The 26,247-nt window shown below is 68.6% G+C and carries 26 protein-coding genes and 1 tRNA gene; 16 read left to right on the top strand and 11 right to left on the bottom strand.

Annotated elements, in window-relative coordinates; all coding sequences use genetic code 11:
* Nucleotides 1–209 precede the first annotated feature (209 nt).
* On the top strand, nt 210–977 hold the full coding sequence (locus BM394_RS07500; protein ID WP_175530021.1) for an ATP-binding cassette domain-containing protein: 768 nt from the start codon (nt 210–212) through the stop codon (nt 975–977).
* Nucleotides 978–1,079: 102 nt separating this feature from the next.
* Here BM394_RS07500 and BM394_RS07495 read toward each other — a convergent pair whose 3' ends face one another.
* From BM394_RS07495 to BM394_RS07485, 3 genes are read right to left on the bottom strand one after another with little or no spacing between them, the layout of a single operon-like run.
* The gene (locus BM394_RS07495; protein WP_092975819.1) at nt 1,080–1,541 is read right to left on the bottom strand and encodes an Imm1 family immunity protein; all 462 of its coding nucleotides are present in this window, start codon (nt 1,539–1,541) and stop codon (nt 1,080–1,082) included.
* Nucleotides 1,538–2,284: a DddA-like double-stranded DNA deaminase toxin gene (locus tag BM394_RS07490; protein WP_092975816.1), complete on the bottom strand. Its 747-nt coding sequence runs from the start codon at nt 2,282–2,284 to the stop codon at nt 1,538–1,540. Before BM394_RS07490 ends, BM394_RS07495 begins: the two co-directional genes overlap by 4 nt.
* A 9-nt stretch (nt 2,285–2,293) precedes the next feature.
* A complete protein-coding gene (locus BM394_RS07485; protein WP_092975813.1) occupies nt 2,294–2,542 on the bottom strand; it encodes a hypothetical protein in 249 nt (82 codons plus the stop codon).
* Nucleotides 2,543–2,767: 225 nt separating this feature from the next.
* Here BM394_RS07485 and BM394_RS07480 point away from each other — a divergent pair, with 225 nt between their 5' ends.
* On the top strand, nt 2,768–3,187 hold the full coding sequence (locus BM394_RS07480; protein ID WP_175530002.1) for a hypothetical protein: 420 nt from the start codon (nt 2,768–2,770) through the stop codon (nt 3,185–3,187).
* Nucleotides 3,188–3,381: 194 nt separating this feature from the next.
* Here the strand turns inward: BM394_RS07480 and BM394_RS07475 are convergent, their stop codons facing one another.
* From BM394_RS07475 to BM394_RS07465, 3 genes are read right to left on the bottom strand one after another with little or no spacing between them, the layout of a single operon-like run.
* Nucleotides 3,382–3,609: a hypothetical protein gene (locus BM394_RS07475; RefSeq protein ID WP_092975810.1), complete on the bottom strand. Its 228-nt coding sequence runs from the start codon at nt 3,607–3,609 to the stop codon at nt 3,382–3,384.
* Nucleotides 3,602–3,805, bottom strand: a complete 204-nt coding sequence (locus tag BM394_RS07470; RefSeq protein WP_092975807.1) for a hypothetical protein — start codon at nt 3,803–3,805, stop codon at nt 3,602–3,604. Before BM394_RS07470 ends, BM394_RS07475 begins: the two co-directional genes overlap by 8 nt.
* The gene (locus BM394_RS07465) at nt 3,802–4,020 is read right to left on the bottom strand and encodes a hypothetical protein (RefSeq protein ID WP_130466609.1); all 219 of its coding nucleotides are present in this window, start codon (nt 4,018–4,020) and stop codon (nt 3,802–3,804) included. Before BM394_RS07465 ends, BM394_RS07470 begins: the two co-directional genes overlap by 4 nt.
* Before the next feature lie 125 nt (nt 4,021–4,145).
* On the opposite strand from BM394_RS07465, the gene BM394_RS07460 reads away from it, so the two are divergent.
* From BM394_RS07460 to hrpA, 5 genes are all read left to right on the top strand, one after another.
* Nucleotides 4,146–4,997, top strand: coding sequence for a helix-turn-helix domain-containing protein (locus BM394_RS07460; protein WP_092975801.1), 852 nt, complete (start codon nt 4,146–4,148; stop codon nt 4,995–4,997).
* Entirely contained in the window at nt 4,994–5,185 is a 192-nt protein-coding gene (locus BM394_RS07455) for a DUF397 domain-containing protein (RefSeq protein ID WP_092975798.1), read from the top strand. The genes BM394_RS07460 and BM394_RS07455 overlap by 4 nt, the downstream gene beginning before the upstream one ends.
* Before the next feature lie 339 nt (nt 5,186–5,524).
* Nucleotides 5,525–6,307 carry an enoyl-CoA hydratase/isomerase family protein gene (locus BM394_RS07450; RefSeq protein ID WP_092975795.1) on the top strand — a complete coding sequence of 261 codons (783 nt, stop codon included), beginning with the start codon at nt 5,525–5,527 and terminating at the stop codon, nt 6,305–6,307.
* Nucleotides 6,308–6,319: 12 nt separating this feature from the next.
* Nucleotides 6,320–7,501: a THUMP-like domain-containing protein gene (locus BM394_RS07445; RefSeq protein ID WP_092975792.1), complete on the top strand. Its 1,182-nt coding sequence runs from the start codon at nt 6,320–6,322 to the stop codon at nt 7,499–7,501.
* A 120-nt stretch (nt 7,502–7,621) separates the two neighbouring features.
* Nucleotides 7,622–11,581: an ATP-dependent RNA helicase HrpA gene (hrpA, locus tag BM394_RS07440; RefSeq protein ID WP_092975789.1), complete on the top strand. Its 3,960-nt coding sequence runs from the start codon at nt 7,622–7,624 to the stop codon at nt 11,579–11,581.
* 178 nt (nt 11,582–11,759) lie between these two features.
* On the opposite strand, the gene BM394_RS07435 is transcribed toward hrpA, so the two are convergent.
* Nucleotides 11,760–12,599 carry a DegV family protein gene (locus BM394_RS07435; protein WP_092975786.1) on the bottom strand — a complete coding sequence of 280 codons (840 nt, stop codon included), beginning with the start codon at nt 12,597–12,599 and terminating at the stop codon, nt 11,760–11,762.
* 291 nt (nt 12,600–12,890) lie between these two features.
* On the opposite strand from BM394_RS07435, the gene BM394_RS07430 reads away from it, so the two are divergent.
* The 8 genes from BM394_RS07430 to BM394_RS07395 all read left to right on the top strand — a co-directional run bounded on the left by BM394_RS07430 (nt 12,891) and on the right by BM394_RS07395 (nt 21,817).
* The gene (locus BM394_RS07430; RefSeq protein ID WP_165400570.1) at nt 12,891–13,673 is read left to right on the top strand and encodes an electron transfer flavoprotein subunit beta/FixA family protein; all 783 of its coding nucleotides are present in this window, start codon (nt 12,891–12,893) and stop codon (nt 13,671–13,673) included.
* A 169-nt stretch (nt 13,674–13,842) separates the two neighbouring features.
* Nucleotides 13,843–14,802 (top strand): electron transfer flavoprotein subunit alpha/FixB family protein, encoded by a 960-nt coding sequence (locus tag BM394_RS07425; RefSeq protein WP_092923786.1) that lies wholly within the window; start codon nt 13,843–13,845, stop codon nt 14,800–14,802.
* Nucleotides 14,803–14,986: 184 nt separating this feature from the next.
* Nucleotides 14,987–15,772, top strand: coding sequence for a GNAT family N-acetyltransferase (locus BM394_RS07420; protein WP_092975780.1), 786 nt, complete (start codon nt 14,987–14,989; stop codon nt 15,770–15,772).
* Entirely contained in the window at nt 15,769–16,845 is a 1,077-nt protein-coding gene (locus tag BM394_RS07415) for a lysophospholipid acyltransferase family protein (RefSeq protein WP_217643399.1), read from the top strand. The genes BM394_RS07420 and BM394_RS07415 overlap by 4 nt, the downstream gene beginning before the upstream one ends.
* Nucleotides 16,760–18,163 carry an MFS transporter gene (locus BM394_RS07410; RefSeq protein WP_139235162.1) on the top strand — a complete coding sequence of 468 codons (1,404 nt, stop codon included), beginning with the start codon at nt 16,760–16,762 and terminating at the stop codon, nt 18,161–18,163. The genes BM394_RS07415 and BM394_RS07410 overlap by 86 nt, the downstream gene beginning before the upstream one ends.
* Complete coding sequence (locus BM394_RS07405) at nt 18,160–19,383, top strand: cysteine desulfurase family protein (protein WP_092975777.1); 1,224 nt, start codon at nt 18,160–18,162, stop codon at nt 19,381–19,383. Before BM394_RS07410 ends, BM394_RS07405 begins: the two co-directional genes overlap by 4 nt.
* 2 nt (nt 19,384–19,385) lie before the next feature.
* The gene (mnmA, locus tag BM394_RS07400; protein ID WP_092975774.1) at nt 19,386–20,474 is read left to right on the top strand and encodes a tRNA 2-thiouridine(34) synthase MnmA; all 1,089 of its coding nucleotides are present in this window, start codon (nt 19,386–19,388) and stop codon (nt 20,472–20,474) included.
* Nucleotides 20,475–20,779: 305 nt separating this feature from the next.
* Nucleotides 20,780–21,817, top strand: coding sequence for a methionine synthase (locus tag BM394_RS07395; protein WP_092975771.1), 1,038 nt, complete (start codon nt 20,780–20,782; stop codon nt 21,815–21,817).
* A 209-nt stretch (nt 21,818–22,026) separates the two neighbouring features.
* On the opposite strand, the gene BM394_RS07390 is transcribed toward BM394_RS07395, so the two are convergent.
* The 3 genes from BM394_RS07390 to BM394_RS07380 all read right to left on the bottom strand — a co-directional run bounded on the left by BM394_RS07390 (nt 22,027) and on the right by BM394_RS07380 (nt 24,606).
* Nucleotides 22,027–22,099, bottom strand: a tRNA-His gene (locus BM394_RS07390).
* Between the two features lie 128 nt (nt 22,100–22,227).
* Nucleotides 22,228–22,875 (bottom strand): oligoribonuclease, encoded by a 648-nt coding sequence (gene orn / locus BM394_RS07385; RefSeq protein WP_092975768.1) that lies wholly within the window; start codon nt 22,873–22,875, stop codon nt 22,228–22,230.
* Nucleotides 22,876–23,064: 189 nt separating this feature from the next.
* Entirely contained in the window at nt 23,065–24,606 is a 1,542-nt protein-coding gene (locus BM394_RS07380; RefSeq protein WP_217643415.1) for an AMP-binding protein, read from the bottom strand.
* Nucleotides 24,607–24,895: 289 nt separating this feature from the next.
* On the opposite strand from BM394_RS07380, the gene BM394_RS07375 reads away from it, so the two are divergent.
* A complete protein-coding gene (locus tag BM394_RS07375) occupies nt 24,896–25,300 on the top strand; it encodes a hypothetical protein (RefSeq protein WP_092975763.1) in 405 nt (134 codons plus the stop codon).
* Between the two features lie 108 nt (nt 25,301–25,408).
* Here BM394_RS07375 and BM394_RS07370 read toward each other — a convergent pair whose 3' ends face one another.
* Nucleotides 25,409–26,149, bottom strand: a complete 741-nt coding sequence (locus BM394_RS07370; RefSeq protein WP_092923760.1) for a hypothetical protein — start codon at nt 26,147–26,149, stop codon at nt 25,409–25,411.
* Nucleotides 26,150–26,247 lie beyond the last annotated feature (98 nt).

Raw genomic sequence — 26,247 nt, 5'->3', positions numbered from 1 at the left:
TCGGGCGTCGATTTCGCGGGAAAAACTGGCATATCGTGGCCGGTGGGGTTGTCTCCCGGTGGAGGAGCCCCACCGGACGAGCGGGACAATGACAAGCGCGGACGCGGAAACCCCGCCGGTCCGCGGCGGAGGCGAAGCGCGTGTCGACCAACGCGCGCACAACGGCCGGTCACGGCTGGGAGGTAGACGTGGACGACCTGGTCATCCGGATGGATGGCGTCAGTGTCCGGCGGGCGGCGAACGCACTCGTGACCGATGTGGACTGGTCGGTCGAGCTGGACGAGCGCTGGGTGGTACTCGGACCCAACGGTGCGGGGAAGACGACCGTCCTCAAGCTCGCCGGTGCCGAGATGTATCCCACCACGGGCGCTGTCGACGTGCTCGGTGAGCGGCTCGGCAGCACCAACGTTTTCGAGCTGCGCCCTCGCATCGGGCTGTGCTCGGCCGCGTTGGCGTCGAGGATGCCCGCCGAGGAGCTCGTGCGCGACGTCGTGGTCAGCGCGGGTTACGCGGTGGTCGGCAGGTGGAACGAGGACTACGACCACATCGACACCGAGCGCGCCGAGGAACTGCTGCGCGGCATGGGCATCGCCGAGCTGGCCGATCGGCCCTTCGGCACCCTCTCCGAGGGGGAGCGCAAACGCGCCCTGATCGCGCGGGCACTGATGACCGATCCCGAGATGCTGTTGCTGGACGAACCCGCTGCCGGGCTGGATCTCGGTGGGCGCGAGGAACTGGTCGCCAGGCTCTCGGCGTTGGCCCTCGATCCGGACGCGCCCGCGATGACGCTGGTGACGCACCACGTGGAGGAGATCCCACCCGGATTCACCCACGCGCTGCTGCTTCGCGAGGGCGGCGTGGTCGCGCAGGGACTGCTCGACGACGTGCTCACCGAGCGGAACCTCTCCGAGACCTTCGGCCAGGACCTGCGGTTGCAGCGCACCGGGGACCGCTACTTCGCGACGCGGCGCGACTGATCGTGGTTTCGGGTCGTCGGGACGCTCGCTCGGCGGGACCTCCCGCCTGCGTTCGTTCCGGACGGTCCGAATTCGGGTAGCGATCCACAGCAAGGGTCGGGCTCAATACCATTGTCCGGGTTGCCACCGCACGGATTCGGGTCGTGTGCCGGTGCGGCAGTACTCGGTGATGGCTTCGCGGGCTTGGTCGAGGGGTAGTGAGGCCGAGGCGGGGAACCACAGGTCGCCCTCGGGATCGAACAGCAGTGGTGGTGTCTCCTCGGTGGTGTGGGGGTTGTATGAGTCTGCCGCCGCACCGTTGACCGCTTCGGGGCGTGCGTCCATGTGGCTGAGTGCGCCCCAACCGTTGTTGGGGTCGGCGGTGATGCGCAGTCTCGCGTGCGGGAAAGCTGGACCGTGTTCGTCGCGGAAGCTCAAGCAGGGTCGATCCCACACGTAGATTTGGGAATACCGGGTGCGAAGGACGGCCTCGACGAGATCGGCGGTTTCCTCGGCAGTGCGTGCGTAGTGGAGGTCGTGACCGAGAATGCCGGTTACGACGGTCCCCGTGTCGATGGTGGTCATGGTGTTGCCTCTCCACGTATCTCGATGGGACGTATTTCCCCTGGTTCCCATACGGCCAGTGTTGATCCACGAGGCAGGATGGCTCGTACCGCAGCATGGCAGCCCCACGGGTCAGGACACATGCGATTGTTCAGTACGACGACGCCGTAGGTCTGCCCTGCTTCTTTCATCCGTTGGGCGTACTTTGCTTCGACGTGCGTGTCGACCACTGGGGACGCGTCTCCTCGATGTGGGGGATACACGCTCGATGTGTCGAGAGTGAGGCGTATGCGGTCGGAGAGTTTCTGGTCTCGGCCACTGGTCAGTATCTGTTCGTTTCCGTCCTGGTCGTAGATGAGTCCGGTGGTTTGTCCGCCGGTGTGCTCGGGCAGCCGTTCGCGGACCTGGTCGATCCACGAACGGTCCCGGGACGCGTCGGTGGGAACACGCGGGAGGGTCGAGGGATGGGGCAGGCTCGGCGAGGGCCGGTCGCCGCTCATGCCGAGGGTGGCGAGGTAGTTCACCAGGCGTCCGCGGGTGTTGTCGGACAGTGCGAGCACGTCGTCGATGAGCTCGCGGGCCTGGTGGAACAGGCCGATGGCCTCGTACAGCTGTGGATTCTGGCTGCCGTCGGATATCTCATCGAGGGTGGGCAGGGCGTACTCGTCGAGCCAGACCCGTGCCTGTTGTAGTTGTTCGGTGGGTAGTTGTGCGAGAGCACCGCTGACCTCGTTTGCCAGGTGTCGCACGTCGGAATCGGACACCTTGGTTCCTTACAGGGCAGTGGTGTAGTCGCGCGTATGGTCGGAAGCCAGCGTCATGGCCTGCAGGGCTTCGCCGGTCTTCTCATGGGCCAGGTTGAGCCGTCCCAGCGCCTGCCGCACGTGCTCCTGGTCGGAGCCACTGACCACCTGCCACAGCTGGCAGCGCACTTCGTCGAGCTTGGTTTCGGCCTCGGACAGTTCCGGGACGGGCACGGTGTCGGTAATCTGTCGCAGCCGGTCGCGAATGTCGTCGAGCATTACTGATCTCCTATCAGCAGGGGACGACAGCGAAGGCGTACGAGCGGGAGCGGTTCAGGTTCGAGCGTGGTGCGTTCTTCGTCGCATAGAAAGCCGGGAACACAAGAAAACACCGGCCTCGGTCGGGGACGGCGCATCAGCATTACTGGATTGCTCACCAGTGTAGTGCGTTTGGTGGTTGTCTCGTCGGTTCGCGGTGTCCGTCCGGTTCGTATGATCCGCGCCATGCGCCCGTTTCCGACGCCCGCCGAGTACGGCAAGTGGGATGTGCTCCCCGAAGATCCCCCGGAGTCCGAGCTCGACTTGTCCAACGAGGACGTGACCGACGCACTCGTACGCCGTGAGAGACTCAAGGACGAGTGGCGCGGATACTGGCACTACCCGCACGGAGAGCACGACCCCGCGACCGCCGGGGAAACCCCCGAGACCGCCGAGGCGTGGCGGAATTGGCTGCTGCGGCGCTCGTATCAGGGCATCGCGTTCATCAACGGGTGTGTCGTGCGCTGGTCGGCGGATTCGCGGGCGCGGACGCGATCGGAGCGCCCCGTGGGGTCCCCAGCGACCCATGCGGCGGCCTCGTGCGGGTCGATCAGGCCCTCTCGCGGGCGTGTGATGCCTGCGCTCCCGCCTGCCGGTCACACCTGACAACAGGTAGGCGTGCCAGTGCGGCGACCGGACCGACCACGTTTCAGGTGGGGGTTCGAGGGTGCCGGAAAGATCCATGTGTGTCTCCTGCGGTGATTGGGAACCGCCCGGCCGGACGGGGAAGGGGAGAGACCGGCCGGGCGGTGGACGGCCCGGCACCGGAGGTCGGGGTCTCGACGGTGCCGAGCCGTGGCTTACAGGGCGCGGAGGCCCGCGAGGACGCGGGCGAGCAGATCCGGGTCCGCGCCGTTGAGCGCGAGCGGGCTGTCCGCCGTGGGCCGACCGGGTAGGTCGCTGCTTCCGGGGCGGCGCTTCGTCACGGCCGACAGCGGTAACGTGCCGCGCCAGTGCGAGAACCGGGCCAGTCGGAGGGTGGGCATGATCTCGGTCAGCGCCGCGTCGGCCCGGACCTCGTCAGGCATCGGTGTCGCCGTCGACGACGGTGGTCCCGTCCAGCTCGTCGGCGTAGCGCCGGAGGAACTCGGCCATCCGCTCGAACACCTCGGCGGCCTCGCGGCACTGCCGTCCGGTGGCCAGCCGCCCGGCGATGTCGTGCGAGAGCTGTTCCATGCGCCACTGCTCGTGCGCGACCCACATCGCGAACTCGCCGGGACTCATGCCCGCTCTCCCGCCCGGATCGCCGCGTCCAGCACCGCGCGCAGGTGTCGGGCCTGCGCGAGCGTCCACCGTGTCCGGTTGTAGACGGTCGGAGTGTCGATCTGGACCACGGTCGGCGTGTGCGGCGACATCCACACCCGCACCGAGCCCGGACCACCCTCATGAACACACCTCGCCCGCTCACCCATACCGGACAGGTCGTATCTGTTTCGCATTGAATACGCTCCGCACCGAACGCTGTATCAACTGGACATGGACCAGTTTGTTGGATTTAGATACACCCTTGCAATCCTTCGATCGGGGGATGATCTCTGAATCCACAACGCGCTAGATTCGGTTCATGACCCAATCCAGACCAGGCAGCCCCAAAGCACGCTCACTCGCCGCTGAACTGCGCAAAGTGCGTCAAGAATCCGAGATAGGCGTCCGCGAATTGGCTCGCCGGATTGGAACCTCGCACGGTTGGATCACACGCACCGAATCCGGCAGCCGCGTGATCACTGTGGACGACGTGACCAGCATTCTCGAGGCGCTGGAGATCACCAGCAGGGAACGTGAGCGCCTGGTCGAGATGGCACGGGACGCCGACGAGCCCGACTGGCTGCGTCCCGGCATTCCCGGAGTGCGCGAGGAACTGGTGACACTGATCGAGTACGAGCGCACCGCGACACACTTCGTCGAGGCCGCGCCACTGCTGATTCCGGGTATCCTGCAAACCTCGGACTACGCACGGGCGATCATGTCGGGACTTCCGACGGGCGAGCGCGAGGCGAAAATCGGAATGCGCGCGGGTCGCCGCGACGTACTCACCAAGACCAACGCGCCGACGTTCGAGGCGTTCATCCTCGAACACGTCCTCGACGCACCCGTGTGCGACGACAACGCTCGACTGGATCAGCTCCGCCACCTCGTCAAGATGAACGAGCTGCCGAACGTCTCGATCCGAGTCCTGTCGGAAGGGCTCGGATGGACACCGCTACACAGCGGGCACTTCATGTACTTCGAGTTCGGCACCGCCGCACCGATCGTGCATCTCGAAACCCTCGGCTCCGGAGTGTTCCTCTCCTCACCCGGAGCGGTCACCACTTATCGCAATGGGGTAGACAACCTCCAGCAAGCAGCGATGACCAAGGAGGACACGACCGGGGTCATCGCTACCCGCATCGAACAGCTGGAGGAAACAACACCATGACGGTACACCCCCAGGGATGGCGCAAGGCGAGCTACTCGTCTCGCGAAACCGCGTGCGTCGAGATCGGCCGCATCGGCAATGGCGCGGCGGTGCGTGACACCAAGGACCGCTCGGCCGGATACTTCACCACCACCGGCACCCAGTGGGCCGCGTTCATCGACGCCGTCAAGAACGAGCGGTTCGAGTGATCCAGTAGCCCGGCAACAGAGTGGTCCCGGGCTCGCGCTCCACCGGGGCCACTCGTTTCGGACCGCGCTCCGAGCGGAATACTAGGTGTCACGCACGTACGTCCCGGGGCCGAACCGCCGCGTGGTCAGCGCTGCCCGGAGCGCAGCGGCGAGTTCTCGGCGCGCCCGCGTTGCTGTCTCGATCCCGTCCTCGTGTCCTCCCCGCCACCTCCGGCACGGGTCCGGGCGCGGCGGTTGTGACCGAGGCCACGGGCGCGGCGGGTGTTCCAGCGCGGTAGCCTGCGGCACCGTTCGTGGTTGGATCAGCGCGTTTTCACAGGCTTTCAGGAGGTTTGCGACGTGGGTGAGTTCGTCGGGCTCGAAGTGGACGGCGGCATCGGCACGATCCGGCTGGATCGGCCCAAGATGAACGCGCTCAACAGTCAGGTCGAGCGCGAGATCCTGGAGGTGGCCAACGAGGCCGCCGAGCGGGACGACGTGCGTGCGGTGATCGTCTACGGCGGCGAGAAGGTGTTCGCGGCCGGTGCCGACATCAAGGAGATGTCGGAGAAGTCGGCCACCGAGATGGCGAGCAAGGAGCGCAGCGGACTCTCCGCCGCGTTGACCGCGGTGGCCGAGATTCCCAAGCCCACCGTGGCCGCCATGACCGGATACGCGCTCGGGGGCGGTTTCGAGCTGGCGCTCACCTGCGACCGCCGCATCGCGGGCGAGGGACTCAAAGTAGGACAGCCCGAGATCCTGCTCGGGGTGATCCCCGGCGCCGGTGGCACGCAGCGACTGGCTCGGCTGGTCGGTCCGAGCAAGGCCAAGGACATCGTCTTCAGCGGCAGGTTCGTCGAGGCGCGGGAGGCGCTGTCGATCGGTATGGTGGACGAGATCGTGGCCGCCGAGGACGTCTACGCCGCCGCGCGCCGCTGGGCCGAACAGTTCGTCAACGGCCCCGTCCACGCGCTCGCCGCGGCGAAGCGGGCCATCGACGAGGGACTGGAGGTCGATCTGCACACCGGGCTACGGATCGAGACCCACCTGTTCACCTCCCTGTTCGCCACCGAGGACCAGAAGATCGGGATGCGCTCGTTCATCGAGAACGGTCCCGGCAAGGCCGAGTTCACCGGCAACTGATCCGGCGGCATCGTGGCATACCGGTTCGACCCTTCCGACGTCGCGTTTCTGCGTTCCGCACCGGGACGGCAGGCGTTGGAACGGGTCGCGCGACTCCCGCTGACCGACTCCTCCCGTCTGGCGGACACGGCAGCCGCCCGGGAGGTGGCGGGCGAGCGGTACGCCGCGGCGGTGCTGGAGACCGTCGCGCTGCGTCGCAGGGCCGCCGCCAAGCTGCGCGACGCCGCGGACTGGCTGTTCACCGACACCGCGTTGCAGCAGGCCACGACCGGTTCGGTCGCCGCGCACCGCGCCGCCCGGCTGGTGGGCAGGGACGTGCACGACGTCACCTGTTCCATCGGGGCGGATCTCGCGGAGATCGCGCCGCTGGCCCGGAGCTTCGTCGGTTCCGATCGTGACGAGGTGCGGCTCCGCATGGCCCGCGGCAACCTGGCCGCGCGCGGTGTGGAACCGATGCTGGTGCGGGCGGACGCACTACGACCGGTGACCACGGCGACCACGGTGGTCGCCGACCCCGGCCGCCGCGACGGTGCGGGACGCAGGAAGTGGAGCCCGGAGGATCTGGAACCGCCGCTTCGGGAGCTGGTCGAGACCTACCGGGACCGCGACCTGGTCGTGAAGTGCGCGCCCGGACTGGATTTCGAGGCGGTGCCGGAACGGGCCGAGATCGAGCTGGTCTCGCTGGTCGGGCAGGTGCGTGAGGCGTCGCTGTGGTTCGGCGGCCTGGCCGAACCGGGGGTTCGTCGCGGGGCCACCCTGCTCGACGAGTCGGGCGGGACGAAGCTGCGCGTCACCGACGCCGAACCGGACGACTGCCCGGAGCGGTCGATCGGGGAGTGGCTGGTGGATCCGGACGGCGCCGTCGTGCGTGCCGGGCTGGTGCGGCAGTACGCCGCCCGCTACGGCCTGGGGCAGCTCGACCACCGCATCGCCTACCTGACCGGCGAGACACCACCCCCGGGCGTGCGGGCGTTCCGAGTGCTGGAGCACGGCAAGTACAACGAGAAGAGCCTGCGCGCGCTGCTGCGCGGCCACGGCGTCGGGCGGCTGGAGATTCTGGTCCGCGGTCTGGACGTGGATCCGGACGCCCTGCGCCGGAGGCTCAAGCTCTCCGGCGACGAGGCGGCCACCGTGGTGCTCACCCGCGTGGGCAGAACCCCCACGGCGATACTGTGCCGCGCGGAGACGGGCTGATAGCGTTCCCGCTTCCGCCCGGCTCCCTTCCGCTCGGCGTGACCGTCGCCGAGCTGGTCGAGTGTGATTCGTGAAGCACGGCGGCGTGCCGCCCGCCGGGATCTCTATCCTGGAGAGAGTATGGCCACTGCACCCGTTCCGCCCTCGCTGTCCGAGCTCCGCGACCGCCTCACCGAACTCATGCCGCAGGACCACCGGCGGCTGCGGCGGCGCATCGAAGGCGCGCACAAGATCCGCGACCAGGAGGCGTTGCGCGGCGTCGCGTCCGAGATCTCGGACGACATCGCGGCCGCGCACAAGCGCGTCACCCGCCGCAGGGAGCGGGTTCCCGAGATCAGCTATCCCGCGGAGCTTCCCGTCACCGGGCGGCGGGAGGACCTGATGAGCGCGATCCGGGACAACCAGGTGGTCATCGTCGCCGGGGAGACCGGTTCGGGCAAGACGACGCAGCTGCCAAAGATGTGCCTGGAACTGGGCCGCGGTGTATTCGGTTCCATCGGTCACACCCAGCCGCGCAGGCTCGCCGCGCGCACCGTCGCCGAACGGATCGCCACCGAACTCGACGTCGAGGTCGGCGACGCGGTCGGATACCAGGTTCGGTTCACCGAACGCGCCGACGAGGACACGCTGGTCAAGCAGATGACCGACGGCATCCTGCTCGCGGAGATCCAGCGGGACAGGCTGCTGCGGCGCTACGACACGCTGATCATCGACGAGGCCCACGAACGCAGCCTCAACATCGATTTCATCCTCGGCTACGTCAAGCAGATCCTGCCCAAGCGCCCCGACCTCAAGGTGATCATCACCTCGGCGACCATCGACCCGGAGCGGTTCTCCCGACACTTCGACGACGCTCCGATCGTGGAGGTCTCCGGCCGCACCTATCCCGTCGAGGTGCGGTACCGGCCGCTGGTCGACGACTCCGACGAGCTCGAGGACGTCGAGCGCGACCAGATCACGGCCATCGGCGACGCGGTGGACGAGCTGTGCGCCGAGGGCCCCGGCGACATCCTGGTCTTCCTCAGCGGTGAGCGGGAGATCCGCGACGCCGCGGAGGCGCTGGAACAGCGCAAACCGCCTCGAACCGAGGTGCTTCCGCTGTACGCGCGGCTGTCCTCGGCCGAACAGCAGCGCGTTTTCCAGCGGCACTCCACGCGGCGCATCGTGCTCGCCACCAACGTCGCCGAGACCTCGTTGACCGTGCCGGGCATCAAGTACGTCATCGATCCCGGCACCGCGCGGATCTCCCGCTACAGCTTCCGGACCAGGGTCCAGCGGCTGCCCATCGAGCCCGTCTCGCAGGCTTCGGCCAACCAGCGCAAGGGGCGCTGCGGTCGCGAGTCCGAGGGGATCTGCGTCCGGCTGTACTCCGAGGAGGACTTCCTGGCCCGGCAGGAGTTCACCGATCCGGAGATCCTGCGCACGAACCTCGCCTCGGTGATCCTGCGGATGACCTCGCTGGGGCTGGGCGAGGTGGCCTCGTTCCCGTTCGTGGAACCCCCCGACCGGCGGCAGATCACCGACGGGGTGAACCTGCTGCACGAGTTGGGGGCGCTGGAGCAGTCCACCAAGCGGGGCAAGCAGGACAACCAGCGGCTGACCAAGGTCGGCTCGAAGCTGGCGCAGCTGCCGATCGACCCGAGGCTGGCCAGGATGATCGTCGAGGCCGAGACGAACGGGTGCGTGCACGAGACGATGGTCGTGGCGGCCGGACTGTCGATCCAGGACCCCAGGGAACGTCCCGCGGAGCACCAGCAGGCCGCCGATCAGCAGCACGCCAGGTTCAACAACAAGCAGTCCGACTTCCTCGCCTACCTCAATCTCTGGCAGTACCTGCGTGAGCAGCGCAAGGAGCTCTCCGGCAACCAGTTCCGGCGAATGTGCCGCAACGAGTACCTGAACTACATCCGGGTGCGGGAGTGGCAGGACCTCTACAGCCAGCTGCGGCAGATGGTCAACTCGCTCGGCATCTCGATCAACGACGAACCCGCCGACGAGGACCGGGTGCACCAGTCGCTGCTGGCCGGGCTGCTCTCGCACATCGGGTTGAAGGACACCGAGCGCAAGTCCGGTTCCAACCGCCGCTCCGGCACCGAGTACCTGGGTGCGCGGGGTGCGAAGTTCGCGATCTTCCCCGGCTCGGCGCTGTTCAAGAAGCAGCCGCAGTGGGTCATGGCGGCCGAACTGGTGGAGACCTCCAGGCTCTGGGCGCGCACCGTCGCGAAGGTGGAACCCGCCTGGATCGAGCGGCTGGCGGGGCACCTGGTCAAGCGGCACTACAGCGAGCCGCACTGGGAGAAGGACAAGGGCGCGGTGATGGCCTATGAACGAGTGACGCTCTACGGCGTTCCGCTCGTGGCGGGCCGCAAGGTCAACTACGGCCGGGTCGAACCCGAACTCTGCCGCGAGCTGTTCATCCGGCACGCACTGGTCGAGGGCGACTGGGACACCCGCCACGAGTTCTTCCACACCAACCGCGCGCTGCTCGCGGAGGTCGAGGAGCTGGAACAGCGCGCCCGACGCCGCGACATCGTCGTGGACGACGACGCGCTCTACGACTTCTACGACCAGCGGGTCGGTGCCGAGGTGGTTTCCGCCCGCCACTTCGACACCTGGTGGAAGAAGGTCCGGCGCCAGCAGCCCGACCTGCTCACCTTCCCGAGGTCGTTGCTGTTCAACGAGACCTCCGCGAGCGTGACCGACACCGACTACCCGGACTTCTGGCAGCAGGGCAGGCACCGGCTGCGGCTGAGCTACCAGTTCGAGCCCGGCAGTGACGCCGACGGGGTGACCGTGCACGTGCCGGTGGCCGTGCTCAACCAGCTCAGCCCCGCCGGTTTCGACTGGCAGATCCCCGGGCTCCGGGAGGAACTGGTCACGGCGCTGCTCAAGGCACTGCCCAAGCAGTGGCGACGTGAGTTCGTGCCGGTTCCCGACCACGTCAGGGCGCTGCTCGCGCGGCTGCGACCGTACGACGGTCCGCTGCTCGAAGCGCTGTCCACCGAGCTGCGTCGCATGACCGGGGTCAACGTTCCGCTCGACGCCTGGGATCCGCGGCGGATCCCCGACCACCTGCGGATGACCTTCCGAGTGGTGGAGGGCGACGAGCACAGCGGCGAGGAACGCATCCTCGCCGAGGGCAAGGACCTCGAGGAACTCTCCGAACGACTGCGCCCCCGGCTGCGGGCCGAGATATCGGCGGCGGCGGAAAGCATCGAACGGCACGGGCTGCGGGAGTGGGACTTCGGCAAGATTCCCGGCACTTTCGAGCGGCAGCGGCACGGTCAGGTGGTCAAGGCCTACCCGGCGTTGGTCGACGAGGGGGACAGCGTCGGCATTCGCGCTTTCGACACGGTCGCCGAACAACGCGACCAGCAACGTCGTGGCGCCCGCCGATTGGTGCTGCTGAACCTGCCCTCACCGGTGAAGTTCCTGCGGCGGCAGCTGACGAACTCGGCGAAGCTGGTGTTCGGCCGTAGTCCGCACGGGGATCCCGAGACCCTCTTCGAGGACTGCATCGCCTGCGCCGCGGACGCGCTCATCGACCGAGCCGGGGGAGTGCCCGCGGACCAGGACGCCTTCGACACCGTGGTGCGGCAGGTGCGTGAGGGGCTGAACGAGACCTCCGCGCGAGTGCTGTCCACCGTGGAACAGGTGCTTACCACCCAACAGCGGGTCGAGGCCGAACTGGACGGCACACGCTCGCTTTCCGCCGACGCCGCTGAGGACATCCGTACCCAGCTGTCCAACCTGATCTACCCCGGTTTCGTCACCGACACGGGGTGGTGGCGGTTGGCCGACCTGCGGCGCTACCTCGAAGCCGTCTCCTACCGGTTGCGCAAGGTCGCACAGCATCCCGGCCGGGATCGCGATCTGATGGAACGGGTACGCGGCGTGGAACAGCGCTACCAGGAGATGCTCGACTCCGTGGGTGAGGGCAAACCGGTGGGCGAGCAGCTCTGGTCGATCGGTTGGATGATCGAAGAACTGCGGGTGAGTTTCTTCGCGCAGGAACTGGGAACGCCGCACTCGGTATCGGAGAAGCGGATACACCGGGCCATGGACAAGCTCCAACCCTAGCGAACTATGACCGCTTGTCCTGGGAAACCGGGCGGGTAGCGGAACCTCTCGTGCGGCTCTCGCGAGGACGGCCCGACGTTGTGTAGGTCGCTACCCGATGTCGGGGCACCCGCGGCGAGGCACCCCCGGAGGTTCCGCCACCCGGCCGGTTCCCCACGGTGAGGGCCGAACTCCGCCATCACGCGGGTGTGATCGTGATTCCCACTGCTCCGGGGCCCGCGTGCGCGCCGATGATCGCGCTGGTCTCCTCCAGCAGCGGTTCCCGCTGCGGTGACAACCCGCGGTTGAGCTTTTCCAGCACCCACTTGGCGCGTTCGGGGGCCTGAAAGTGCTCCGTGGCGAAGTCGACCCTTCCGGATTCCGTCCGTGTCGCCTGCTCCACTGCTTTGCGCAGCACCCGTTCCGGTCCGATTCCCTTGGCCATCTCGTGCAGTTCGCCGTCGCGCATCACCAGCAGTGGTTTGATCGACAGTGCCCGTGCGAGGGTGGCCTGCCCACCGCTGACCCGTCCGCTGCGCCGTAGGTACTCCAGGGTGTCGACGTAGACCATCTCCGTGGTGCCGTTCAGCCGCCGTTGCAGCAGGTCCAGCACCGCGTGCACGTCGGCTCCCCGTGCGGCCGCCTCGGCCGCGGCGATCACCGGCAGGCCGAGTCCCAGTCCGCACATTCCGGAGTCGATCACGTGCACCGGCACGCTGACCTCGGCCGCCGCGGCGCGTGCCGCTTCACAGGTTGCCGAGAGACCGCTGGAAAGGTGCACCGAGACGATCGCCTCGACGCCCTCGCTGACGGCGTCCGCGTAGTTCCAGAAGAAAGCGGGGGCCGGCGGAGCGGCGGTGGTCACCGTTAGTCCCGATCGCATCGCCTCGGCGAGTCTGTCGTGCGGGACGCGTCGTTCGTCGTCGCTTTTCCCGTCGATGGTCAGGTCCAGCTGCACGACCGTGATGCCCAGCTCCTCGGCCAGACCGGCGGGGATCGATGCGGTGGAGTCCGTAACGATGGCGACGCGTCGATTCATACTTTCAGGCTAGCGTTGATCACCTTTTCGTATGAATGCCCCGTATTGAGGGAGTCGCGCGTGGTCGCCCCGCTGTTCGGTGCCCCGCCGTGGAAAGCCGCCGCGGAGTGAGTACCGTCACCCTCGTATCCGGGTTACGCTGGGGCTACCGGCCGGTAACATCCATGGTGGTTGGCGTCACTGTGCTTTTCACGGGGCTACGTGGCAAGGTCAACCTTCCCGGGGACATGCCGCGCCGGGACTACTCAGCCAGGAAGCCGTCAACAGTCCGCAGGAGGTCGGAGAGGGCCCATGAATATTGTCGTCCTGGTGAAGCAGGTGCCGGACACGTGGTCCGAGCGCAAGTTGTCCGACTCGGACCACACGTTGGATCGGGCATCCGCCGATGTGGTGTTGGATGAGATCAACGAGCGGGCCGTTGAGGAGGCGTTGCTGGCCAAGGAGGCCCACGGCGGGGAAGTGACCGTGCTGTGCATGGGCCCCGATGGTGCGTCCGACGCGATCCGCAAGGCGTTGTCGATGGGTGCCGACAAGGCCGTGCACCTCACGGATGAGGCGCTGCACGGTACCGACGCGGTCGGTACGGCCAAGGCGCTGGCCAAGGTGATCGGCACGCTGGATTCGGTGGACATGATCATCGCTGGTAACGAGTCCACGGACGGACGCAGCGGTGCCGTGCCCGCGATGCTGGCCGAACTGCTGGGCTGGCCGCAGCTGACCTACGCGCGTTCGCTGTCGGTCGAGGGCTCGACGGTCTCGATCGAACGTGAGACCGACGCCGGGGTGACCAGTGTGCGCGCCGAGCTTCCCACCGTGGTCAGCGTCACCGAGAAGATCAACGAACCGCGGTACCCCTCGTTCAAGGGCATCATGGCCGCGAAGAAGAAGCCGGTTTCCACGCTGGCGCTGGCCGACGCCGGTATCGAGGCCGAGGAGGTCGGACTGTCCGGCGCGCTGACGCAGATGGTCTCGTCCGCGCCCGCGCCGCCGAAGGAAGCAGGCCAGCAGGTCACCGACGAGGGCGACGGCGGCACCCGCATCGTCGAGTTCCTGTCGGGCAAGAACCTCGTCTGAGAGTTCCTCACCACAGGGGGATTCGGCTCCGCTGGGTTTTCCGGCCGGGTGCCGCGTTCCGGCGCTCGCACGACGATCCTCGGTCGTTCGCGGTTGGTCGTGACAAGGCCGGATCGTTTCGAGTCGTGGTGTGTTTCGGCTTCGGTCGCGTTTGAGAAGGGCGTTATCCATGTCTGAGGTTTTGGTCCTCGTCGACCACGCGGGTGGCGAGGTCAAGAAGGTTACGTACGAGATGCTCACGGTGGCCCGCCGACTCGGCGAGCCCGCCGCGGTGGTCACCGGTGGCCCCGGTGCCACCGACAAGATCGCCGATGCGCTGGCTTCGGCCGGTGCCGCCAAGGTTTACACGGCGGAATCGGCCGACATCGACAACTACCTGGTCACGCCGCAGGTCGACGTGCTGTCGAGCCTCGTCGAGCGCGTCTCCCCCGCGGCGGTGCTGCTGGCGGCCAGCGTCGACGGCAAGGAGATCGCGGGCAGGCTGGCGGTGCGTACCGGCAGCGGGCTGCTGTCCGAGGTCGCCGACATCGATTCCGACGGGGTGGCCGACTACTCGCTGTTCGGCGGGTCGTACCAGGCAAGGGCCAAGGCCGCTTCCGGTGCTCCGGTGGTGTCGATGCTGCCGGGCAGCGTCGAGCCGGAGACGCTGGACGGTGGCGGTGCGCGTGAATCCGTCGAGGTTCCGGGCACCGACGCGGGCAAGTCCGGTGCCGTCACCGGCAGGCAGCCCGCGGAATCGGGGGACCGTCCCGAGCTGACCGAGGCCAACGTGGTGGTTTCGGGTGGCCGTGGTGTCGGCAGCGCGGAGAGCTTCGAGGTGATCGAGAAGCTCGCGGATTCCCTCGGCGCCGCCGTCGGTGCCTCGCGCGCCGCGGTCGACTCGGGTTACTACCCCGCCCAGTTCCAGGTCGGTCAGACCGGCAAGACGGTCTCCCCGCAGCTCTACCTCGCGTTGGGGATCTCCGGCGCCATCCAGCACCGCGCCGGGATGCAGACCTCCAAGACCATCGTGGCCGTCAACAAGGACGCCGAGGCACCGATCTTCGAGATCGCCGACTTCGGTGTCGTCGGTGACCTGTTCAAGGTGGCCCCGCAGTTGACCGAGGAGGTCGGCAACCGCAAGGGCTGACGACCGCTCGTTCCACGGCGTCCTCGGGGGCGGAGGAGACCGGCCGGTCTCCTCCGCCCCCGAACGCTTTCGGCCCCTCCCGAGCTCCGATGGGCCTCGGGTACCGGTCATTCAACCGAAGTTCTCGTCGCGTCCATCCGGCGCCACTACCGGTGGTCGCACGGACCCGGCTACATCTGCGGACATGGCCGAAACAGCGCGATCCGATGCCACGTTGCTGGCCGTCACCGACGGGCGGGACCGGAGCGGGGCCGACCGCTACTCATTGCTTCTGACCAGGGAACCAGCCGAGATTCGAGCCGCCCAGCGGCTGCGCCACCGGGTGTTCGCCACGGAGATGGGGGCCCTGCTCCACCAGGACGGGGACGGGATCGAGACCGACCGTTTCGACGAGTTCTGCGATCACCTCGTGGTACGAGCGCCACGCTCGGGCGAGATCGTCGGTACCTACCGGATGCTGCCGCCCCGGCACGCCCTCGCCGCGGGGCGGCTCTACTCCGACGACGAGTTCGACCTCACCGCCTTGGCCCCGCTGCGCTCGGACCTGGTGGAAACCGGGCGTTCCTGCGTGCACCCGGACCACCGCACCGGGGCGGTGATAGGTCTGATCTGGGCCGGTATCGCTCGGTACCTGCTGCTGCACGGCCATCGTTGGCTCGCGGGGTGCGCCTCGGTGTCGCTGCGGGACGGCGGAACATCGGCCGCCGGCGTTTGGCAGACGGTTCGCCGCCGCCACTACGCCTCCCGCTCCCACCGGGTTCGGCCTTACCGGCCCTGGCCCACCCGAGTCGTGCCCGCTCCGGATCGTGTCCGGTTGCCACCGCTGCTGCGCGGGTATCTGCGGTTGGGAGCCCGAGTGTGCGGCCCGCCCGCCCACGACCCGGAGTTCGGCGTCGCGGACTTCTTCGTGCTGCTGGACTCGCACGAGATCGACCGGCGATACCTCGACCGCTTCCTGGGGGAGTCGTGAACGGGGCCGACACCTGGACACCGAACTCGCCGTGCGACACGCACTGCCTGCCCCACCGGCGGACGCTGCCCCGCGCCACGTTCGCCTGCCGACTCCGCCGGGTGCTGGCGGTGGCGGTGCTGCTGCTGTACGGGGTACTGCTCGCCTCGGCGATGCCGGTGCTGTCCGAAAGCCTGCGTCGCACCGCCGCCCGAACGTGGTTCACCGGCGTTCTCGCCGCCCTCGGTGTGCGGCTGCGAGTGCGCGGAGTTCCGCCATCCCGGGCGGGGGAGGGCGCGGGAGCGCTGGTGGTGTCCAACCACGTGTCCTGGTTGGACGTGCTCGCGCTGCAGGCGGTGTGTCCCATGCGCCTGTTGGCCAAGGCCGAGGTGCGCGACTGGCCGTTGCTCGGGATGCTCGCGGTGCGTGCGGGGACGCTGTTCATCGACAGGAACCGTCCCAGCGGGCTTCCCGCCGCGATCGGTTCCGTCACCGAGGCGCTGCGCCACGGCTACGTGGTCGGTGCGTTCCCGGAAGGCACGACCCGTTGCGGTCGTGCGTCCGGGCGGTACCGTCCCGCCGTCTTCCAGGCGGCGTTGGACGCGGGCGCCCCGGTACGACCCGTGGCACTGCGGTACGAACTGGCGAGCGGGGAACCCACCACCGTCGCCGCGTTCCTCGGCGAGGACACCCTGCTGGGTTCGCTGCGCGAGGTGCTGGCGGTGCGTGGCCTCGTCGTGGAGCTGATCCCGCTGCCCTCACCACGTGCCACGGCCACCGCTTCGCCGGTGCGGTTCGACCGCGGACGCGATTCGGTCGCACTCGGCGCTTCCGCGAGTGATCCGGGACGGCCGGGAATCAGCGGCTACGCCGCCGTACGGCGCGACAATCCCGCCGCACGGCGGGAGCTGGCCTCCTACTGCGCCCGGGTCGTCACCGAAGCGTGTGAGCCACGTCCCGCCGGAAACCACTGGACTTGCACCGCGGTGGAAGTCGCAGCATCGTGCGGTGACCGATCGGAACGACCCCCGCGAAACGACCGCCGCGACGGACCCGGAGCCCGAGAGTCCACTGTGGGCACCGCGGTACCGTAACTTCACCATCGGCCTGCTGCTGGTGGTCACGCTGGTCGCCTTCGAGGCGATGGGGGTGGCGACGGCACTGCCCACCATAGCCTCCGAACTGGACGGACAGCGGTGGTACTCCTGGGCGTTCACCCTGTTCATGGCCGCCAGCGCGGTCGGGACCGTCTTCGCGGGCCGACTCGCCGACCGGCACGGGCCCGCCCTGCCGCTGCTGCTCGCGCTGCCCCTGTTCGCGGCGGGACTACTGCTCGCCGGGTCGGCGCCGAACATGCCCGTGCTGCTGCTCGCCCGTGCCATGCAGGGACTGGGTGGCGGCAGCGTCGCCGTGCCGCTGTACGTGATGATCGCCAGGGTCTACCCCCAGCGGCATCACCCCAGGGCATTCGGCGCGATGTCCGCGGCCTGGGTTCTTCCCTCACTGCTCGGCCCCGCACTGGCGGGGTTGATCACCGAACAGCTGCACTGGCGGTGGGTCTTTCTCGGGCTGGCACCGTTCGTGCTGCTCGGTGCAGTCCTGCTCGTCCCCACCATCAGGCGCGCCGGGAGCGGCCCCGAGGCGTTGCCCACGGCGAGACCGGGGCTGGTGCCCGCGGCGCTCGGCGCCGGGCTCGCCACGGTGGTGCTCAACTGGAGTGCCGACCATCCCTCGGTGCTCTCGGCGGTCCTCGGCGTGGCGGCGATCGCCTCGCTGTGGGGTTGCGTGCGGGTCCTGCTGCCCACCGGGACGCTCTCGGCACGCCCGGGCATCCCGGTCATGGTGCTGGCGCGCGGGCTGCTGGCCGGTGTCTTCTTCACCGCGGAGGCATTCATCCCGCTGGTGCTGACCGTCGTGCACGGCTATTCGGCGATGTTGGCCGGAATTCCGCTGACCGTGGCCTCGCTGGGCTGGTCGTTGGGCTCGTTCTGGCAGGGCAGGCAGGGGCGCTTCAGCAGGGAGCACCTGGTGGCGTCCGGATTCGTGCTGGTGGTCGTGGGCGTGCTCGGCGTGGCGCTGCTGGCCCCGGAATGGGGAGCGGACCGGGCGATCTTCGTGTTCTGGTCGATCGCGGGTGCCGGTATGGGGATATCCGTCGCCAGCACGGCGGTACGGGTGCTGGGGCTCTCGGACCAGGCCGAACGAGGGTTCAACTCGGCCGCGTTGCAGATCTCCGACATGCTCGGGCAGGCACTGCTGGTCGGCCTGGGAGGGGCGCTGGTGAACCTGCTGGCCAGCACCCGGGAGCCGACCCTGGGAGTGGTCGTGCTCGCGGGGCTGCTGATGCTGACGGGCTCGCTGGGTGCGCGCCTGGTGGCGCGTTCCAGAGGGATTATCCTGGACGGGCGATGACGTACCTGGACCACGCGGCAACCACCCCGATGCGTGCGGGCGCGATCGAGGTCATGACCGAGGCGCTCGCCACGCTGGGCAACGCCTCGTCCCTGCACACCTCCGGCAGACGAGCTCGTCGTGCCGTGGAGGAGTCCCGCGAGGACATCGCGGCCGCCCTCGGCGCTCGCCCCTCCGAGGTGCTGTTCACCGGTGGCGGCACCGAGAGCGACAACCTCGCGGTGAAGGGCATCTTCTGGGGCCGCAGGGACGCCGATCCGCGGCGTCGTCGGGTGCTCGCCTCCGCCGTGGAGCATCACGCGGTGCTCGACACCGTGGAGTGGCTGGCCGAGCACGAGGGAGCCGAGGTCACCTGGCTGGAGGTCGACTCGTACGGCAGGGTGACTCCCGAAGTGCTGGAGGAGGCGGTTCGTCGGGCCCCGGACGAGGTCGCGCTCGCCACCGTGATGTGGGCCAACAACGAGGTCGGCACGGTCAACCCGATCCCGGAGCTGGCGGATGTGGCCGTCCGGTACGGCATACCGCTGCACACCGACGCCGTCCAGGCCGTGGAGACGCTGCCCGTGGACTTCGAGTCCTCCGGGGTGTCGGCGCTGACGATGACCGGGCACAAGATCGGTGGTCCCTACGGCGTCGGGGTGCTGGTGCTGGGCAGGGACGTCACCTGCACGCCGCTGCTGCACGGGGGAGGGCAGGAACGCGAGGTCCGTTCCGGCACGCTGGACACGCCGGCCGTGCTGGCTCTTGCCAGTGCGCTGCGCGAGGCGGTCGACCGCCGGGAACACCACGCGGCGGAGCTCGCGGCCCTGCGCGACGAACTCGTCGAGGGGGTGCGTTCGGCCGTGCCGGACGCGGTGCTCAACGGCGATCCGGGTACCGTCGAGGGCGGCCGGTTGCCGGGGAACGCGCACTTCACCTTCCCCGGCTGTGAAGGGGACAGCCTGTTGATGCTGCTCGACGCCAACGGCATCGAGTGCTCCACCGGATCCGCGTGCACCGCCGGTGTCGCCGAACCCAGCCACGTATTGTTGGCGATGGGCGCCGACGTGCGGGTCGCACGGGGGTCGCTGCGGCTCTCGCTCGGACACGACTCGACCCGCGAGGACGTCCGTGCGTTCCTGGACGCGCTGGAACCGGCCGTGCGGCGGGCCCGTGGCGCAGGGCTCTCCGGTTTGAGCAAGACTTCGGTGGAATCGGCCACCGCGCCTACGGAGGTGTGAGGGTGCGAGTACTCGCGGCGATGAGCGGCGGTGTGGATTCGGCGGTGGCTGCCGCCCGAGCTGTGGACGCGGGGCACGACGTCACCGGCGTGCACTTGGCGCTGTCCGCCAAACCGGGGACGTTGCGAACGGGAGCCCGCGGCTGTTGCACCGTGGAGGACTCCCGCGACGCGCGACGTGCCGCGGACATTCTGGGGATCCCGTTCTACGTCTGGGACTTCGCCGAGCGGTTCAGCGAGGAGGTCATCGAGACCTTCGTGGGCGAGTACGCCGCGGGACGTACCCCCAACCCGTGCATGACCTGCAACGAGAAGATCAAGTTCGAGGCGTTGCTGGAGAAGGCCGTCGCGCTCGGCTTCGACGCCGTCTCGACGGGGCACTACGCCAGGCTCTCGCAGGAGTCGGGAGCTCCGGAACTGCGCCGCAGCAGGGACGAGGACAAGGACCAGTCCTACGTGCTCGCTTCGCTGACCCCGCAACAGCTGCGGCACGCGATGTTCCCGCTGGGGCACTCGCTGAAGTCGGAGGTGCGCGAGGAGGCGGAGCGGCGCGATCTCGCGGTGGCGCGAAAACCGGACAGCCACGACATCTGCTTCATCGCGGACGGCGCCACCGAGAAGTTCCTGGACTCCAAGCTGGGTGAGCGGCCGGGCGAGATGGTCGACGCCGACTCGGGCGAGGTGCTCGCCGAGCACTCCGGTGTGCACGGTTTCACCGTGGGACAGCGCAAGGGGCTCGGCATCGACAAACCCGCCGCCGACGGACGGCCGCGTTACGTGCTCTCGCTGGAGCCGGTTTCCGGCACGGTCGAGGTCGGTTCGGCGGAACGACTCTCGGTGACCGAGATCGACGCGGATCGGCCGATCTGGCCCTCCGAGAGCCCCATCGACGGTCCGACCGAGTGCGTGGCCCAGATCCGTGCACACGGTGAGACCTGTCGTGCCGTGGCCGAGACGACCGAAGAGGGGGTTCGGGTGCGGCTTCACGAACCGATGCGCGGCGTGGCTCCCGGGCAGTCGGTGGTGCTCTACCGGCCCGAGGAGGCGGGTGATCTCGTGCTCGGCAGCGCCAAGATCTCCGCTACTCGATAAACGGTTCACTGCCCGGTTGGCCAGGGTGGTTGCGTGGCGGAACCTCGCGCACGGCTCTCGCTGCGGGTGCCCCGACATCGGGTAGTTACTACACAACGTCGGGACAGTCCTCGCGAGAGCCGCACGCGAGAACCCGCGGCGGTGCCGATTGCGTGGATGGTGATCTCTACGCGAGATTGGGCGGCCCGAGTCCACTCGGCTGGTGCGAGAATCACGGATGACGAGTCTCTGCCGGGAACAACCCGGAACGGACGCCCCACTTCCCGTGTGGCTGTCGGCGGAGGGTCCGTTGCGAGAATGGTCGCGTGACGCAGCGACAGCCCTGGAAATCCGGTACCGCGACCGCCATCGGTTCCATGCCCGGTACCGACCCGCTGGAAACCGCACGGATCGTGGCGGGAGAACTGCCCGACCTGACCCCGATGCCGGAACTGCCCGCTCGTGGCGTGGGTGGTGACATGCTGGGGCGTACCGCCGGAATGCTGCCCGACCTGGCTGTCGAGGTCGTGCCGTCCGGTTACCGGGTCGCTCGTACCCCGGGACGCGACCAGCGCCGGGCGGTGGATCTGCTGCGCTGGGATCTCGACGCGCTGGAGGAAGTCACCGCCGCGGACACCGAACCCCGGCTGATCAAGCTTCAGGTCGCCGGGCCCTGGACGCTGGCCTCGGGTATCGAACTGGAGCGCGGACACCGCGTGCTGACCGACCACGGCGCGTTGCGCGACTTCACCGAAGCGCTGGTGGAAGGGGTTCGCGAGCACGCCGCGCTGGTCGCCGAACGCACCGGTGGGCGGGTACTGCTGCAGCTGGACGAACCGACGTTGCCCGCCGTGCTCTCCGGTGATCTGCCCACTCCCTCCGGCTATGGAACCGTCCCCGCGTTCCCGGAGCCCGAGGTGCAGCGGCTGCTCGAACACACCATCGAGCGGTTGGGGGAAGCCGTGGCACGACCGGTGATCGTGCACTGCTGCGCGGCACGGCCCCCCGTGCGGTTGTCGCGCCGAGCCGGTGTCGGGGCGCTGAGCCTGGACGCCGGGACGCTGGAGTCCTGCTCCGAGGAGTTCGCCGAAGAGGTCGGCGAGGTCTTCGACGCCGGGCTTCCCGTGCTGCTGGGCATGGTCCCCACCATCGAGCCCCGGCGCGAGCCGGAACTGCGCGAACTGGTCGAGCCGGTACGCACCTTCGTGACCAAGCTGGGCTTTTCCGAGCGGGTCCTCGCCGAACAGGTGGTTCCCACGCCGACGTGCGGTCTGGCGGCGGCCTCACCGGGCTGGGCGCGCCGCGTGCTGGAACTCACCGGCAGATTGGGCAGGATGCTTCCCGAGCGCTTCGCACAGGACTGACGGCCCGGAACTGACATCCCGGAACCGGCGCCCGAGGAACGCGGTCCGCGAGGGGCCGATCGTGAGCTGCCGGGTGAAGCCCGGACCGGGGGAGTGATGGGGCACACCCCGGTCCGGTGTACGTCGTGCGGACGGTCCCCGTGAACGCCGCCCGATACGAAAACGGCGGTCCCGACACCGGAAACCGATATCGGGACCGCCTTCTGCGGGGTGAGTGACGGGATTCGAACCCGCGACTCCTGGGACCACAACCCAGTGCTCTACCGCCTGAGCTACACCCACCGTGCTCACCCGGTCTCATCACCGGGCAACGGATCCCATCCTAGCGTGGCCGGTTCTCGGGCTCGCAACGGGATCCCCTTTTGCCGATCGCGTTCCCGATTTCGCTGCGCAACCGGATGGAGCGAAGCTCATTCCTCTTCGAGACGCCGCTTCGCCCGTTCCGTACCGCCGACCTGCTCCTCGGCGAGCAGCTCGTCAGCTATCTCCTGTGCCTGTTCGCTGGAAGGACCCGGATGCGGGACGAACGCTGTGCGCCGGTAGTAGGCCAGCTCCCGGATCGACTCCCGCACGTCCGCCAGTGCCCGGTGCGCCAGCCCTTTCTCCGGCTGGGCGTAGTAGATACGCGGGTACCACCGGCGGCACAGCTCCTTGACGGAGGAGACGTCCACCATGCGGTAGTGCAGGTACTGGTCGAGTTCCGGCATGTCCCTGGCGATGAAACCGCGGTCGGTGGCGATCGAGTTCCCCGCGAGCGGTGCGGACCGCCCGTTCGGCACGTGCTCCCGCAGGTACTCCAGCACCCGCTGCTCGGCCTGGGCGAGCGTGACCGTGGAGCGGCGTACCTCCTCGGTCAGCCCGGAGTGGTCGTGCATCTCCCGCACGACCTCCGGCATGGTTCGCAGCGTCTCCTCGTCGGCGTGGATCACGATGTCCACGCCTTCGCCGAGGATGTTGAGGTCGGCATCGGTGACCAGGGCGGCGATCTCGATCAACGCGTCCTTGCCGAGCTCCAGCCCGGTCATTTCACAGTCGATCCACACTAGACGATCGTTCACCGGGGTCAGCCTAACGCGCCACGGTGGGTGCACGCGAAACCGCTGGTGCGTCGTCACCGCCACGGCTTCCCGCGGCGCGGGAGGCCCGACGTGGCGTGGTGGACCACTGACGTCGGACCTCCCGGAGCGATCGCCGCACGAGCGGTCTCACCACCCCGGAGTTCCCGGCTGCGCGGGGTCGACGGAGCTCTACCCGGACGTGTCCCGGAAGGGCAGCCGGTTCGGGACCACCTTGCCGGTGGCGTTGCGGGGGAGTTCGTCCAGGAACACCACGTCACGAGGGCGGGCGAACGTGGAAAGCTTCTCCTTCACCCGCTCACGAACGGTGTCCTCGTCCAACTCGTGGCCTTCGTGCGGCACCACGAAGGCAGCCAACCGCTGCCCGTGCTTCGGGTCCTCGACTCCGGTGACCGCGACCTCGCGGACTTCCTCGAAGGAGGCGATGACGTCCTCGGTCTCCTTGGGGTAGACGTTCTCCCCGCCCGAGACGATCATGTCGTCGGTTCGCCCGACGATGAACAGTCGACCCTCCTGATCGAGGTAGCCGAGATCGCCGGTGGGCATCAACCCGTTCGTTCGCCGGACCTCCTTGCCGTTGGTGTATCCCTCGAACAGCATGTCGTTGCCGACGTGGACACCACCGGTCTCGCCGGCCGCCACCGGGGATCCGGACTCGTCCAGGATCCGCAGCGTCGTGCCGCGGGGCGGTTTGCCCGCCGTGCCGGGGGCGGTGCGCAGGTCCCGCGGATTCGCGATGCTCACCCAGGACGCCTCGGTGGAGCCGTAGAAGTTGTACAGCACCGGTCCGAAGGCCCGTTGGAACTCGGTGGCGAGTGTGCCGGACAGTGCCGAACCACTGCAGGCGACGATCCGCAGCTGGCGGTGGTCGTAGTTGCGCCGCTGTCGCTCGGGCAGTTCCAGGATTCGTTGCAGCATCACCGGCACCGCGAACATCGCGCCGCAGCGATGCCGCTGCAGCGCGGCGAGAGTTTGCTGCGGATCGAATCCCCTGCGCAGCACCAGGGTGGCTCCGAGCACCGTTCCCAGCTGGAACGCGGCCAGCCCCCAGGTGTGGAACATCGGGGCGCAGACCAGCATTCGTTCACCGCTGCGCAGCGGCACCCTGGACATGATCGTCGTCGCCGGGCTGAGGTTCGGCGGATCGGGACGTCGCGCCCCCTTGGGTGTGCCGGTGGTTCCGGAAGTCAGCACGATCATCCGGCCGTGCCTGGGGCGCTTGGGCAGCGGAGTCGCGGGGGAGCGTCCGATCAGCTGTTCCAGCGTGGTGTCGCTCGTCGTGCTCTCCGTCCAGCTCACGAGCAGTTCCACGCCGTCCGGTAGTCGCAGCCCTTCGGTGAACTCGGAGTCGGAGATCACCACGGCCACGCTCTGCTCGGCCAGTACGGCCGACATCTGCTCGGAGCTCATGCCGGTGTTGAGCAGCACGGAATCGGCACCCAGTTTGCTCGCCGCCAGCAGGCCCTCGACGAAGCCGTGATGGTTCCGGCACAGGATCGCCACCCTGGAGCCGGATTCCACCCCGTACTCGCGCAGCCCGTTCGCCAGTCGGGTGGTGCGCTGCTCCACTTCGGCGAAGCTCAGCGCGCCGCGCTCGTCGATCACGGCGGGCCGGTCGGGGTGGCGTATCGCGCCCACCGCGTATCCGAGCGGAATCGCGATCCCCCAACGTCGGTAGGCCATCGCGATCCGCAGCAGCCTGTCCGGACGCATCGGGCGGACGACACCCTGCCTGATCAGGGTAAGGGCGTCGAGCAGTACCGGCGCCCGTCGTGCGAACCATCGGGATACCGCGCCCTGCTCGGCTCGCTCGGTTCGGCGTTCACCGGCTGCCCCTGGCAACGGGCTCCGAGACCGGCTCTCAGGGGTCCGTTCACTCGTCACGCGACACCTCACAACTCTAGCTACTCGTGAGTAGATAATGCCTTGTGTGGCGTCAGCAAGGAAGGGGAGAAGCGTCAGGAATGTCCAGATCTTCGGATCGACTGGCACACTCACCGGGGTGAGCGGTTACGACACGCGGCTGTGGCGAGTGCTCGACCGGGCCCTGCTGATCCTGGCCGTCGGAACACTGGGCCTGCTGGTCGGACTCGGCGACTCGCCGAGGCGAGCCGATTCGGTCCTCGGACTGCTGATCCTGGCGGCGGCCGTGCTGCCGATCGCGGTGACCGTGGGCCGACTTCCCTCCCACGCCCGCGCGAGACTTCGTGAACTCCCGCGCCGTCGTCGGTTGTTGACGGTCACCGCGTTCCTGGCGGCATGTGCGGCGATGTGCATCGCGCTCTGGAGTCTCCACAACGCCCTCGCGCCCGGGACACTCGCGCCACTGGCGCTGGCGGTTCCGGCGCTCGCCGTCGCCGGGGTGGCCACACTCGGTGTTCGGCTCGCCAGCGGACGGGGACGTTGAGAGCTTCGGACAACTCGCCACGACCGGAACAGGCGGCTCGTGGCACGAGAACCGGTTCCTCGGCGCGCTCCGGCAGGTCCCGGAGACGCCGGGGGGAACGGGCGGTGGTCAGACCGAGCGAACGACCAGACCTTCCCGCTCGCAGACGAAATCCAGCGAGCCCTCGAACTCCGCGATCGGCATCTCGTCGCGGATCAAGCGGTGCGGACCACCGTGCGTCTCCAGGCTCAACCGGTCCGCGGTGAAGTGCTGCTCGGAGTAGTCCGGTCCCTCGATGCGGACGTCCAGCTGCCCCTCGTGCAGCGTGATCGCGACCTGCCCACCGGGGATGGACAGCGGCTCACCGCCACGGTTGAGCGTGAGGCTGCCTTCCGTCGCGTTCTCCGGAAGCACCACGACCCTGCTCAGTGCGGCGTCCCTGCGGGAGTCCTGCCGGTTCATCGCGATCACGTCGCGCCGCAGGCTCTCGCCCGGCTCGCCTTCCTCCGGACGCGGTGCCAGCAGTGCCGCACGTTCCTTGGCGGCGAGTCGGTAGGGCTGCCAGGACCCCGTGCCCACCAGGTTGATCACCGAGTCGACACTGCTGTCGGCGAGCAGTTCCTCGCTGTCCGGTGCCGGGGTGATCTCGGTGGCCCGCACCCCGCGCTCGTCGAGCAGCTGCCGCAGCGCTCGGGCACGCTCCCGCGCCTTGCGGTCGAAACCGCGGTTGATCGCGACCGTGGTGGAGCCACTCGCGGTCGCCGCGGCCGCTTCGGCGAGCCCCGCCAGCGGTTCCCAGACCGCGGCCGGGTCCTGCCCCGGGTTCTGCCGGGCGCGCGTGCTGCTGAGTACTTCGGTAGTGCTGTTCATTGCCCCAACTCTAGTCCGCCGTCGTCCGTGGCCTCACGATCCCGGAGTGGCTGTGCGGGAGCCGCGGCCCTCGGTGTGACATAACTCGCCGGATGTCG

The organism is Actinopolyspora lacussalsi subsp. righensis (assembly GCF_900116555.1).
Lineage (GTDB): Bacteria > Actinomycetota > Actinomycetes > Mycobacteriales > Pseudonocardiaceae > Actinopolyspora > Actinopolyspora lacussalsi.
The sequence above is the reverse complement of the archived record's forward strand: the minus strand, read 5'-3'. Positions and strand labels throughout refer to the sequence as shown.